The sequence below is a fragment of the Paraglaciecola sp. genome, assembly GCF_051252315.1.
Lineage (GTDB): Bacteria > Pseudomonadota > Gammaproteobacteria > Enterobacterales > Alteromonadaceae > Paraglaciecola.
Window position 1 is genome coordinate 40504 of the sequence record NZ_JBPOFP010000007.1, and the last position, 13181, is coordinate 53684.

The 13181-nt window shown below is 38.8% G+C and carries 11 protein-coding genes; 2 read left to right on the forward strand and 9 right to left on the reverse strand.

Features of this window, described 5'->3' with window-relative positions; translation table 11 throughout:
- Positions 1 to 43 precede the first annotated feature (43 nt).
- Positions 44 to 1861 (reverse strand): DNA helicase RecQ, encoded by a 1818-nt coding sequence (recQ, locus tag ACSHXM_RS02345; RefSeq protein WP_435687149.1) that lies wholly within the window; start codon positions 1859 to 1861, stop codon positions 44 to 46.
- 301 nt (positions 1862 to 2162) lie between these two features.
- Between recQ and ACSHXM_RS02350 the strand changes: the two genes are divergently transcribed.
- Positions 2163 to 3080 carry a GGDEF domain-containing response regulator gene (locus ACSHXM_RS02350; RefSeq protein ID WP_435687117.1) on the forward strand — a complete coding sequence of 306 codons (918 nt, stop codon included), beginning with the start codon at positions 2163 to 2165 and terminating at the stop codon, positions 3078 to 3080.
- A 3-nt stretch (positions 3081 to 3083) separates the two neighbouring features.
- Here the strand turns inward: ACSHXM_RS02350 and chrA are convergent, their stop codons facing one another.
- From chrA to uvrD, 3 genes are all read right to left on the reverse strand, one after another.
- Entirely contained in the window at positions 3084 to 4259 is a 1176-nt protein-coding gene (gene chrA, locus ACSHXM_RS02355; RefSeq protein ID WP_435687118.1) for a chromate efflux transporter, read from the reverse strand.
- Positions 4260 to 4292: 33 nt separating this feature from the next.
- Complete coding sequence (locus ACSHXM_RS02360) at positions 4293 to 5531, reverse strand: GGDEF domain-containing response regulator (protein ID WP_435687150.1); 1239 nt, start codon at positions 5529 to 5531, stop codon at positions 4293 to 4295.
- 144 nt (positions 5532 to 5675) lie between these two features.
- Positions 5676 to 7844: a DNA helicase II gene (gene uvrD, locus ACSHXM_RS02365; RefSeq protein WP_435687119.1), complete on the reverse strand. Its 2169-nt coding sequence runs from the start codon at positions 7842 to 7844 to the stop codon at positions 5676 to 5678.
- Between the two features lie 212 nt (positions 7845 to 8056).
- Here uvrD and cysE point away from each other — a divergent pair, with 212 nt between their 5' ends.
- Positions 8057 to 8836, forward strand: coding sequence for a serine O-acetyltransferase (gene cysE / locus ACSHXM_RS02370; protein ID WP_435687120.1), 780 nt, complete (start codon positions 8057 to 8059; stop codon positions 8834 to 8836).
- On the opposite strand, the gene ACSHXM_RS02375 is transcribed toward cysE, so the two are convergent.
- The 5 genes from ACSHXM_RS02375 to ACSHXM_RS02395 all read right to left on the reverse strand — a co-directional run bounded on the left by ACSHXM_RS02375 (position 8825) and on the right by ACSHXM_RS02395 (position 13171).
- On the reverse strand, positions 8825 to 9544 hold the full coding sequence (locus tag ACSHXM_RS02375) for an HAD-IA family hydrolase (RefSeq protein WP_435687121.1): 720 nt from the start codon (positions 9542 to 9544) through the stop codon (positions 8825 to 8827). The two genes, cysE and ACSHXM_RS02375, sit on opposite strands and share 12 nt — an antisense overlap.
- 107 nt (positions 9545 to 9651) lie before the next feature.
- Entirely contained in the window at positions 9652 to 10317 is a 666-nt protein-coding gene (locus ACSHXM_RS02380) for a DUF484 family protein (protein ID WP_435687122.1), read from the reverse strand.
- A 24-nt stretch (positions 10318 to 10341) separates the two neighbouring features.
- A complete protein-coding gene (gene dapF / locus ACSHXM_RS02385; RefSeq protein ID WP_435687123.1) occupies positions 10342 to 11172 on the reverse strand; it encodes a diaminopimelate epimerase in 831 nt (276 codons plus the stop codon).
- A 314-nt stretch (positions 11173 to 11486) separates the two neighbouring features.
- Complete coding sequence (locus ACSHXM_RS02390; protein ID WP_435687124.1) at positions 11487 to 11795, reverse strand: DUF1272 domain-containing protein; 309 nt, start codon at positions 11793 to 11795, stop codon at positions 11487 to 11489.
- Positions 11796 to 11890: 95 nt separating this feature from the next.
- Positions 11891 to 13171 carry a glycoside hydrolase family 117 protein gene (locus ACSHXM_RS02395; RefSeq protein WP_435687125.1) on the reverse strand — a complete coding sequence of 427 codons (1281 nt, stop codon included), beginning with the start codon at positions 13169 to 13171 and terminating at the stop codon, positions 11891 to 11893.
- Between the last annotated feature and the right edge of the window lie 10 nt (positions 13172 to 13181).

The window sequence follows — 13181 nt, forward strand, 5'->3', positions numbered from 1 at the left end:
AATAATTTCAATAAGATGCATTCAATTTAAAATTTCACATTCTTTATCTATTGATATGTCGGCTAATGGCATCAATAAACCGTTCTCCGTATTTTTCTAATTTGGCTTGTCCCACACCATGGGTAGCTAAAAATTCTATCGATGACTCAGGGCATTTATCTGCCATATCCGCTAAGGTAGCGTCGCTGAATACCACAAATGGTGGCACATCATCTTGCTCTGCAATAGATTTTCGAAGGTGTTTAAGTTTTGCAAATAATGCGCGGTCGTAATTTTGAGTTTGAAATTTAGACTTTTTGCCAAGACTTACACTTAAACGAGGGACGGCTAATTGAAGGGGTTCTTGGCCTTTTAATATGGGTCTAGCTTCTTCAGTTAATTTTAAAACGGCGTTAAGCGTAATATCAACTCTTAGCAAACCTCTATGAATTAATTGATTAATGATGTTATGCCAATATTCATCTGACTGATCTTTGCCTATGCCATAGGTAGATAATTGCTCATGCTGATTTTCAATAATACGTTTGAGTTGTTTGCCTCTTAGTACGTCAATTAAATATTGGCTGGCTACCTTTTGTTGCAGCCTAAACACACAAGACAGCACTTTTTGTGCGTCTACAATGCCATCAAAAGCTTTAGGTGGGTCTAAACAAATATCGCAATTTCCACAATGACCCGCTGAGTATTCAGCAAAATAATTCAGCAAAATCTGACGTCTACATGTTTGGGCTTCACCAAAAGCTTCCATGGCTGCGAATTTTTGCAGTTCTACGGCGTTACGCTCTGGGTTTTCTCCTGTTGATATCCATTGACGAATACGTGCTGCATCTTTCTCATCAAACAGTAATAACGCTTCAGCTGGCATGCCGTCTCGCCCGGCGCGACCAATTTCTTGATAGTAAGATTCAATACTCCGAGGTAAATCAAAGTGCACTACAAACCTTACATTGGATTTGTCTATGCCCATACCAAATGCGACGGTTGCGACAATGACATCAATTTTGTCTTGAATAAAATCTCTTTGAATTTTGTCTCGAATCTCACCCTCAAGGCCTGCGTGATAACCGGCACAATTCACGCCTTGCTTAGCTAACGCTATGGCTAAATCATCAACTTTCCGGCGGCTATTACAATAAATGATGCCACTACCATCTTGTTGTTTTACAAAACTAATCGCCTGGTCGGTGGCTTTATATTTGGTGACTTGGTTGTATCGAATGTTAGGCCGGTCAAAACTGCCTTTAAAAATAAAAGGATGACTGAGTTGGAGTTGATGAACAATGTCAGCTCTTGTGGCTAAATCTGCCGTGGCAGTTAATCCCATTATTGGCACTTGGGGAAACTTTTCTTTTAATTGCCCTAATAATCGGTAATCTTTTCTAAAATCATGCCCCCAATGAGACACGCAATGGGCTTCGTCTACAGCGATTAGACTGATCTGTAAAGACTGCAAGCGAGCAATAAAATCGAGCTGCATAAGCCTCTCAGGTGCGACGTAAATCAGCTTATATTTGTCGTCCTGCATGCCTTTAAATATATTGTAAATTTCTTCTGGCGATAAATTTGAATTGATATAAGCCGCGCTGACTCCATTGGCTTGCAGTGCGTCAACCTGATCTTTCATTAAAGAAATAAGTGGAGACACTACTATGCTTAGTCCGGGTAGAATTAAAGCTGGAACTTGATAACACAAGGATTTACCGCCACCCGTTGGCATTAAAACTAATACATCTTGCCCAAGTAACGTTTGTTTGATGACTTCTTGTTGGCCTGCTCTAAACTGATCATAACCAAAGGTGTTTTTTAATATTTCACTGGCTTGATCCAATAAGGAAGAAGAGTGGGATGGAGATTTAGACAAAGGAGACTCAGGTAGAAGGCAAAGGTTAAGTTTACGTGTTTTTAATTTAAGGTTCACTGATAAATTTCATTTGCAGGTTGTCGGCGTAAAAATTGAAATTAAAGTAAACTCGATCTAAACCCGATATAGTAAAAAATAGAATTAATCAGGGTAGTTATGCTCAATGGTTTTAATGATTGAATTTATTGTTGTTTAATATTCAGCCAATAATCATGTATCCTTACCTAAGTCTTTTCATTAATATTGACGTGTTCCTTACAAATAGTAGTTACTGTCTCTGGTTGTATTTATCAAGGATGCTATGACAACTTTACATCATCAATTGACATTACTGGTAATCGACGACGATGTAGTCAATATTTCTACGTTGAGTTCAATGTTTGCTAAGTCATTTAATATTGAGATTGCACGGGATGGCAAAACGGCGCTTCAAAATATCTTATTAAAAGATATCGATTTGGTACTCAGTGCCATTGATACGCCTATTATATCTGGCCAAGAACTTTGCACTTTCGTAAAAAATAATAAGTTAACTTCCCATATCCCCATTATGTTTCTGACAGCAAATGTCAGTCAAGATGAAGAAGATGAATGTTTATCTATGGGGGCTGTTGATTACATAGACAAAAACACTCGCCAAAGCATTTTGTTTTCAAGAGTCGATAACATTATGGCAATGGTTGCTCAGCAAAAAAAGTTGGCTCAAGTTTCATGCACTGACGGTTTAACAGGTTTAGCAAATCGAATGCAGCTCGATACTATGATTAATAAAGAGTGGTATTCAGCCGTTAGAGGAAATCATGGTTTAGCTGCGTTAATTATAGATATTGACCACTTTAAATTATTCAATGATGCCTTTGGACATTTAGAAGGTGATAAATGTTTGAAAATCATTGCCTCTTTAATTGCGGGAAGTAAAAGACGAGAGAGAGACTTTGCAGCTCGATATGGTGGAGAAGAGTTTGTACTGCTATTACCTTTTACAGACTTAGATGGCGCTAAAAAAGTGGCTCAAGAGTTAATTGATACTGTTCAACAAAGAAAAATCCCTTCAGCATCAGCTGCGTCACACAATGTTGTGACTATTAGTATTGGTATTGCCGCGATTGCTCCCAACGGTGAAGGTAACGCAACCAGTGCCATTGAACTGATTAATAAGGCTGATACTAACTTGTTTAAAGCAAAAGAAGCTGGGCGTAACCAATTTAGCGCGACTTGATGATCAGCCCACTAACAAAGCTGTGCCTATACCTAATAAACCATACAGACTGATTAATATTAATATATGTAGTTTGAATACTTTTATACAGATTATCCCCACAGCTACATAAATTACATCTAGGATGTTATGGATCGCACTCGTTAAAATGGGGTGATATAAAGTGGCAATCAGTAGGCCTACAACAGCAGCATTAAGCCCTAATGCTGCACCAGCAAAATAAACGTTATTCAGCAAGTGTAGCCATACCTTATGTAAGGCCAATACTAATAAAAAACCTGGTAAAAATATTGCCAATGTGGCTAATAACGCGCCTATAAATGGAGAAGATGGAGTGAGTAACGCGCCCATAAATGTTGCGATAGTAAACATTGGACCCGGAACCCCCTGAGCGGCAGCATAACCGAATAGAAACTGTTCATTGCTTAAAGACTCACCAACACTTGCTTGAAGTAATGGCAGTACTACGTGACCGCCTCCAAAGACTAAACTGCCGCTTTGCAAGAAAGCTGAAACTAAGCGCAAGTTGGTTGATAGATTGTCACCTATTAATGCCAGTAAGAAAAAGCCAGAAAATATTATTAAGGGCCAAATGCGTATCAGTTTTGAATTGTTTGAGTTCGATTGTTCACTAGACACCTGTTTATTGCGGACAATGCCTATAATGGCAGCCGCTATTAAAACCCATATGTGTATAAATGCATAGCTGATGGTAATCAGTGCAAGAGCGCTAATGATGGTAATGCTTAGGGTGAATTTGGTTTTACAAAAGCTTTTTGACATGTTTTGAATGGCGTCGAATACCACAACCACAGCTAACAATTTTAAACCATTAATTAATCCTAATACCCAGGCTTGCGGATTGTTTAAGTCAATGGCAATCGCAAGCCAATACATAAGAATAAATGAAGGTAATGTAAATCCAATAAAAGCGGCGATGGCACCTAATAAGCCCGCCTTTTGTAATCCAATGGCAAAACCGATTTGACTTGATCCTGGACCGGGTAAAATCTGACTAAGGCTAATCAGATTGGCGTATTCTTCATTGTTTAACCAGGCTAATTTTTCAACGAAGGTTTTTTGAAAGTAACCTATGTGGGCAGCGGGCCCGCCAAAACTTATACAACCTAGTAATAAAAAATGGCTAAAAACAACAAAGGCAATTTTTAAGTTTTTCATGAAGAAGGTGTCATTTATTTGGATTTAAAAGAATTAGTCGGTTACAACCTGATTTCTGCCGTTATTTTTGGCTGAGTATAAGTGATTGTCTGCAATGCGTATCATACCATTGACCCCGCCTTTTGTGATACTCGTAAGGCCAATACTAACAGTGCAGTTTATTTTTTGTTTTTCAAACACTAGTTGTTTTTGCTCTAGTGCTAGACGAAACTTTTCCATGACTTGTAAGGCTTCTGTGTGCGGGATATTAGAAAAATACACGCAAAATTCCTCTCCGCCAAAACGCGCAGCAGTATAATCTGAAAAATATTCCGCTACTAATTTAGCGAGTTGTTTAAGAGAATAATCACCGCAGTCGTGGCCATAGGTATCATTAATATTCTTAAAATGATCTATGTCTATGATGGCTAAGCTTTGTTCTTTGGGTTGCGTTTTCTGTATGGCTTCTACGCGAGTAAAGAAGTGGCGCCTATTGGGTAAGCCTGTTAAATAATCCGAATTAGCTACTCGTCGAATGGTTTCTATATTCTCCAGCCTTTCGACATTTTGCATGATACGACAGAAGAACTCTTCATGATTATAGGGTTTGTATAAGTAGTCATTGGCACCACTTTTTATAAAACGAGCAGATAAGCCACTATTTGTATCTGCTGAAATACCAATGATGCCTAAATCTTCTTCGCTATAGGTTTTTCGTAATTCAGATATCATCTGCAAGCCAGACATACCCGGCATATTCTCATCAATAATGGCCAGTTTAATATTTGAGTTGCTGTGTAACACTTTAATGCCTGATTCGGCCTCGGGTGCTTCAAAGGTAATGAAATTGTGTCTTCTGAGTAGTGATGTCATGGCGCTTCGATGTACGCGAGAATCATCAACAACTAATACCCCTATTTTTTTATTTTTATCTAACCTAGCTAATAAGCGAGTTAGGTATTGGTAAACTTGAGCGTTTTCTTTGGGGATATAATCAACAATATTTTTTTTCAGAATGATGATTCTAGTCTCATCATCCAAAGAATCAGTAATCACAATTGTAGGTAAAAACGACTCGATAGAAAAATCAATGGCTTGGCCACTTGGGGCATCAGGTAAACTATAATTAACTACGGCACATAAATATTCTTCAGGAGCAGATTCAGCAAAAATATGTTTTGCTTCAAACAAGCTCGAGGTGCAAATAGGTTTTAATCCGGCCTTTGTTATTAGCTTTCGCATGACCGACATACTTGCTGGTGTATCTTCAATTATCAATACTTTTTGCTGCATAAACATAGATAACTAATTAACCTCAGGTTTGTAGTGAGCTATTTCAATCTTATATTAAAGCTCACATTCAAGAATTAATTGTGCAAAGCGGAGTTTATTCACCCCATGTTACTAAATGTAGTAGAGCATATATACTTATTAACGCTAAACTTTTGTTAACTTAGCAAACGACATAACCAGCCACTTACTTCCAAAATCATCAAAATTTATTTGTACTCTAGCGTGCTCTCCAGAACCCTCATAATTTAATACTGTCCCTTCTGCAAACTTCGGATGCGAGACTCTTTCACCAAGTTGAAAACCTGTGGCTTCAAATGATGTATGTCCAGTAGGTGGCGTAAATCTATTTTGAGTAGGACGCGAAATAGTGGTACGTAATCGCACCTCTTCAATACACTCGCTGGGAATTTCTTTAATAAAACGTGAAGGCGTATGGTACTTGTCTTGTCCGTATAATCGCCTATTTTCAGCATAGGTTATATAAAGTTTTTGCATTGCCCGTGTCATACCTACGTAACATAAGCGCCTTTCTTCTTCTATTTTTCCGGGTTCTTCGTTACTCATTTGGCTTGGAAACATGCCTTCTTCAACACCAACCATAAAGACCAGAGGAAATTCTAATCCTTTAGCAGAATGGATGGTCATCATTTGCACTGCATCTTGATGGATATCTGCTTGAGTCTCTCCGGCTTCTAAAGATGCATGAGCCAAAAATGCGGATAGTGGAGACATATTGTCAGCTTCTTCGGGTACGACAAATTGTTTACATGCAGTGACCAATTCTTCCAAGTTTTCTATTCGAGCTTGTGCTTTTTCGCCTTTTTCAGCTTGGTACATAGCAAATAAACCGGAATGTTTGATTACGTGATCAGATTGTTTTTCCAGTGGCATGTCTGCAATATCATCAGCTAGCTGATTGATTAATTTTATAAACGCACCGAGCGCATTAGAGGCTCTGCCTGTAAGACGTTTTTCTTGGATCATTCGTTGACTCGCGTCCCACATAGACAAGTCTGCATCACGGGCTAACTCTCTAACTTGTGATAAGGTTTTATCACCTAATCCTCGGGTTGGTGTGTTAACGATCCTTTCAAAAGCAGCATCATCAATTGACTGATTAATCAGTCGCAAATAAGCAAGAGCATCTCTTATTTCCTGACGTTCGAAGAAACGTAACCCACCATAAATGCGATATGGAATTGACTCTTGTAACAATGCTTCTTCTAACACCCGAGATTGAGCATTATTACGATATAAAATAGCGCAATCTGTTAACGCGTTACCAGTATCGCGCCATTCTTTTATACGAGATATATTAAATCGAGCTTCATCTAGCTCGTTAAATCCAGCGTAGAGGGAAATGGATTCTCCTTGGCTATCTTCGGTCCATAACTCTTTACCTAATCTACCTTGATTGTTGTCAATAACAGCATTAGCCGCTTTCAGTATGTTGCCTGTAGAACGATAGTTTTGTTCGAGTCGAATGGTTTTAGCAGAAGAGAAATCTCGTAAAAAATGTTGAATATTTTCAACATTCGCACCACGCCATCCATAAATAGATTGGTCATCATCGCCGACAATGATCATGTTGTTAGTTGGGGCAGCCAACATTCTTAGCCAAGCATATTGAATGTTATTGGTATCTTGGAACTCGTCCACCAGTATCGCTCTAAAGCGTTTTTGATAATGGGCTAATACTTGAGGGTTATTGGCCCATAACTCATGTGCCCTCAACAACAATTCAGCAAAATCGACTAAACCTGCTCGATCACAAGTTTGTTGGTAAACTTGGTAAATCTCGCGCATTTTTTGTTGATTAGCGTCGCCGTAGGTTTCAATATGTTGGGGGCGCAATCCTTCATCTTTATTACCATTGATGTACCATTGAATTTGTTTTGGTGGCCAATGTTTTTCGTCTAGATTCATACTTTTAATCACACGTCTCAACATGCGATATTGATCATCTGAATCTAAAATGGTGAAGTTTTCAGGTAAGTTAACCTCTGCATAATGGGTACGCAATAACCTATGGGCGATACCATGAAACGTACCTATCCACATATTATTCAGTGAACAACCTTGCAGTTGCTCTATTCGCCCACGCATTTCTTTTGCTGCTTTATTGGTAAAGGTAACGGCCAATATTCCATATGGTGCTATCCCTTCTACTTCCATTAACCAAGAGATTCTGTGAACTAACACACGTGTTTTACCACTACCAGCACCAGCCAGAATCAGCATGTCACTAGCAGAAGCCGCCACTGCGTCGCGTTGTTTGTCGTTTAGTTGATCAAGAAGTCGAGATACGTCCATGGGCCAAATATACAAATAAAAATATGACTTAAGTATATCGTTATACTGTATTTAAATACACCATTGAAAGTAATCCAGCAGATATTGGGTCTATGCCTGAGTGTTTGAGAGAAACTAAAATATAAGAAATGTGTTTATTTACCTTTTATTTTTACTAGAAACCCTCAAAATACATTTAGCATACAAATATTAACTCCTTTAAGTGGCTGGTTATGAGCATTGAATTTTGGAAACAACTAAAAACAGAAGCTAAGCAGCTTGTTAAAAGTGAGCCTTTACTATCAAGTTATGTTCATACTTGCATACTATCTCATCATAATTTTGAAACTGCGTTAGGTTTTATATTATCTAATAAATTGGCTGACGAAGTGATGGGGTCGTTGACCATAAAAGAAATGTTTGAACAGTGTTACTTATTACACCCTGAAATTGCTGACGCTGCTATGTTTGATATCGAGGCGGTATTTCATCGAGATCCGGCTGTACAAACTAACTTAACAGTGCTGCTCAATTTTAAAGGGTTTCAAGCTATTCAAGTACATCGGCTAGCAAATCAATTATGGAAACTCGGTAGAAACGATTTAGCTTTATTTTTACAGAGCCGAAATTCAGAAGTGTTTGCATTAGATATTCATCCCGCTGCTCATATAGGCCAGGGGGTGATGTTTGATCATGCTACTGGCATTGTTGTAGGCGAAACCGCTGTGATTGAAAACAACGTTTCTATTATGCAATCCGTTACCTTAGGTGGTACAGGGAACGAAGCTGGCGATCGCCATCCTAAAATTTGTGAAGGCGTGATGATAGGAGCAGGTGCAAAAATATTGGGGAACATCACCATAGGTGAAGGCGCAAAAATTGGTGCTGGTAGTGTGGTGTTACGAGACGTGCCGGCACATGTTACCGTTGCGGGTATACCTGCAAAAATTGTCGGTAAACCTACCTGTCAAAGTCCTTGTGAAACCATGCAACAAAATATATTAGAAGACTAAATCTAATAATTGGTTGAGTTGGCTTAACTGCAGGTGAGGCAAGCACAAGGTGCGTTCTTGATTCAATAACATGGTTCTATCATCGGCATACCATGCGGTTTGGTAACCCGCTTTTAACGCGCCAAAAACATCTTTATGTAAGTTATCACCAATATGTAAGATGTTGTTTGTGGGAAGCCTTAAGTAAGCTTGGGCCTCATTAAACATCGCTGGATTGGGTTTCATTAATAAATCCACGCTGGCTCTGTAAGACTGTTTAAAATAAGCCTCTATACCAATTCTTTTTAAATCTACGTTACCGTTAGTGATAGCCACCAGTGGTATTTTATTGCTTAATGCGCTTAAAACCGTATGTACATTTTCACTCACAGTAAAATGACTTCGCTGAAAATAAAAATAGTTAAAACACTTATCTGCCGCATTTTTAATTTCTGATTGGCTGTAACCTAAATTATGAAACCCTAACTCCAAGGTTTGTTGGCGAAGCTTACTCATATCACTTTTTAATATAGGTGAATGGGCTAATATTTGTTGCTGAAGCTTAATCCAATAATCTTTTTTTAGGTTGATAGTATCGGGGTATTTGGCATGCATGAACTGAGTTAATGCAGAACTCGCTTTTTGTATGACACTGGTGTTTTCATATAAAGTGTCATCCAAGTCGAAGGTCATGGCTTTAATAGGTTTGAGTTTTTTATAAAATATCATGATTGGTATTAATGCCCCGATCTTGTGTGAGCTCAAGGATAGTCTAAGAATTACTCCTATTGAGCTTCACTTGGTCATAGTTCTTTATGACGGGGCCTTGTTTAAAACTAGTAGGTCAGTAATTTAGGTAACAATATGCCCATAAACTGTTGCAACTGTGAAATGAGTAAGGTGTCCATATCAGGATTGAAGTGACCTGCATCAGTACTTCCAATCGCGAGTATGCCTAATTCTCCCAAGTCACCAATTAATAAAAGTGCTACTGATTTAACATCTTGATCAGCAAAAAGTAGTTTACGTTCATGCTCACTTAAACGACCAAAAAAGAACTTATCTCGCTTAAAACGTTTTTCTATAAACAACCTTTTTTGAATTTCTGGCAAGGCATGAGCGCCTTTAAATGGCACTAAAACGACAGAAGCTAACTTTAAGTTTTCTTGAATCACTTCTTCAAGAATTAAAATTAAATCTTCCATAGAAGTGCATTTTAAAATGCGTATATTTAAATCTGCGTATACCCGATAAATTTGTTCATTTTGTTTGGCGATGGAAATAAGTTGGCTTAGTTTATGGTTGAGGGTTCGAACTTTTTTACGTAGTTGTTCGCTTTGCAATTCGACTAAAGAAACACTGCCTTTTTGAGCATGAGGAATATTTATTTTTGCTACTAAGTTAGGGTGTTGAGCAAAAAAATCTGGGTTCGACATTAAAAATTGAGCAACCTGTTCAGCACTTAGCTGTTCTTCGGTTTCTAAAGCAGTGTTTATTTCCATATTATTATTATTTTAACCCTTTGCTCATAAGTTTATATATCCATCAAAAATATGTTCCGCGGCGCCTGTCATTTTTAATACATTATCCTTGCCTTGCCAACGTATTTTTAAACTTCCGCCAGGTAAATCTACTCTTACATCTCTACTCAATTTATTTTGCAATTGGCCAACTGCCACTGCTGCACATGCACCACTGCCACAGGCTAAGGTTTCTCCGGCTCCTCGTTCATATACCCTTAGTTTAATATGGCTAGGGTTGAGGATTTGCATAAAGCCAACATTTACGCCTTCGGTAAACCTTTCATGTTGCTCTAACAAAGGCCCCATAGTTAATACGTCTGCTTGTTCGACGTTTTCAACTAATAGAACGCAATGAGGGTTGCCCATTGATACTGCGCCACAAAAGAAGGTGTGATCATCCGCTCGAATGATGTAAGTCTTTTCTTGTTTGTTTGCTTTTAAAGGTACCAAGTTGGGTGCAAATTGTGGCACACCCATGTTTACGGTAACTTGGCCATCTTTTTCCAAATATAAAACCATACGGCCGGCTTTAGTGCTAACCACTATTTTATTTCTGTTGGTTAAGCCTTTCATCTTCACAAATCGAGCAAAACATCGTGCTCCGTTACCGCATTGTGATACTTCTGAACCGTCCGCATTAAATATTCGATAATGAAAATCTTGATCGGGGTCGTACGGAGGCTCGACCAACAAAAGCTGATCGAATCCGATACCAAAATTTCGATCTGATAATTGGCGTATTTTTTCTTTAGAAAAAAATACATTTTGGGTTACGTTATCGATAACCACAAAATCATTACCTAGACCCTGCATCTTTGAAAACTGGATTTGCATTGTCACTACTTAACTAAAATTATTGTCTAACCCTATGACTTCTCACAGATTAGATATTCTGCTTCTAGTTATATCATTTCATGCCAATACTGACTATGAATTTGTTAAGGGTTAGCGTCATAAAAGTGTAACTTTAAGGAAATGCCTTCTAAGTAACCTGAGCTCAGCATAAGCCGAGCCTCTCAATAACGCTTTTTTGCGCCTAGCGGCGTTGGATTTTTTAATAATAGCCAGTTATTGCGCACGAAAATCCGCCTTGCTATACGATAAATATTTCGTCATCGAATAAACTAAAAGTAATCGTAATTAAGTGCCTATCTTTTATAAGGAGGGATGTGTTGGAGTGAGGCGCAAAAGGCAACGATCTCTGCTGGGTTATATTTTGAATGGACTCTTTGTTTAGAAGCAGGTTGTAACAGTAAACTTACACCGGCTCTATATTCTTTAAGCGGCCTTATTGGGCGTTGACAAAGATCACCACCACAATTTGGACAGGAATTACCTAGTAATTTTTCTACGCAATTTTTGCAATAGGTGCATTCATAGGAACAAATAAGGGCGTCTGTAGAATCCGCAGCTAAGTCTGCGTCACATATTTCACAATTAGGTCGTATCTGCAGCATATAAAGTCCTCCACTTAATTAGAGGTAATCCTACAGTACAACCTATTGCGAGTGAGCCATTTCAATGCCCAATTCGGACATGATTATATCGTTTACTATTGAGACAACTTTTTAAGTTTTTTAGTTTCAGCTAAGGCCCTAGCCTTTTGAGCTTTAGATAACCCATGTTGATAATGTTGTTCTGGTGAAAACTTAATGCTGTGTCGTTTCATTTTTCTATCGTCTACGTCTAGGCTCAAGTCCACGTCAAAACGAACTAAGTTAGAGTGGTTTTTGTCCCAGCCATTCACGCCAGTAAAATGTGACAAGCCCCAAGTGATCCCTCTTCCGTCTGTAGTATCAGTAAAAGCATCTGGCACATAGGGGCCGGCTGCTACCGGCATCATTTCGACAATCGAGGCAATTTCGAAGTTAACCCAATCTTCGGCATATTGGATGGTATTGCGCTCGTTTCCATCACGAATAGCAAAAGCGGCTACCCCTTTTTTAAATGGAAATAAGGTGGTTTCATGGCCTGCTGCTAACACGGGGTTTAATGCGTGTTTTTTGAATGGGCCAAGTGGATTATCAGCAATCGCTAATCCGTGCATTCTAACTAACCCTCGGCGTTTGTCCTGTTTGGCAAAATCAGATTTATAATAAAGGTATATTTTGCCGTTATGCACAAGTGGATATGGGTCATGTATCGAATATTGGTCCCACTCTCCAGGAGCGCCATTAGGAATAACAACCTTGTTCAATGGTGTCCAAGGGCCATCAGGAGAATCTGAATAAGAAACGGCAACCGGGCAATCATCGCCACGTTTACCACTGGCTTGCATAAAGCCTTGATAATATAAATAATATTTACCCTTCCATTTCAAAATGTCAGTGGTGGAAACAGAGCGCCATCCGACATTTGGTTTCGGTGGTCTAGGTACCGCTACACCTTGCTCTTGCCAAGTGAAGCCATCTTCTGATGTGGCATACCAAATTTCTGACAAATCCCAGTCTGCAGAGGGTATGGTGTCACTGCTTAAAGCTGCTCCTTTGGGCGGTGTAGGGGTGTTTCGATAGGTATACCAGACGTAGTATTTGCCATTTTCAAAAATGATTTTTGAAGGATCTCTGCGAGAAATGGTGCCGTCATCGTCGTTATAGTCAAACCCTTTTAATTTTGTATATTTGAACTGAGTATAAAGTTCGTTGTTTTCTTGGCGGTTAGCTAAATAATTATCATAGTTGCGAGCCGCCGAGGAACTTAGCGGTATATTTGGTTTTTCGTCAGGCATAAAAAATGGAAACACCTCAGTGTTTTTGGGTGTGACTTGCTTGTCGGCAGCTGTGACGTTAAAAGCTAACACTAAAGCAACGAGCGAACTTATCGTTTTTTTCATATTTAAATTC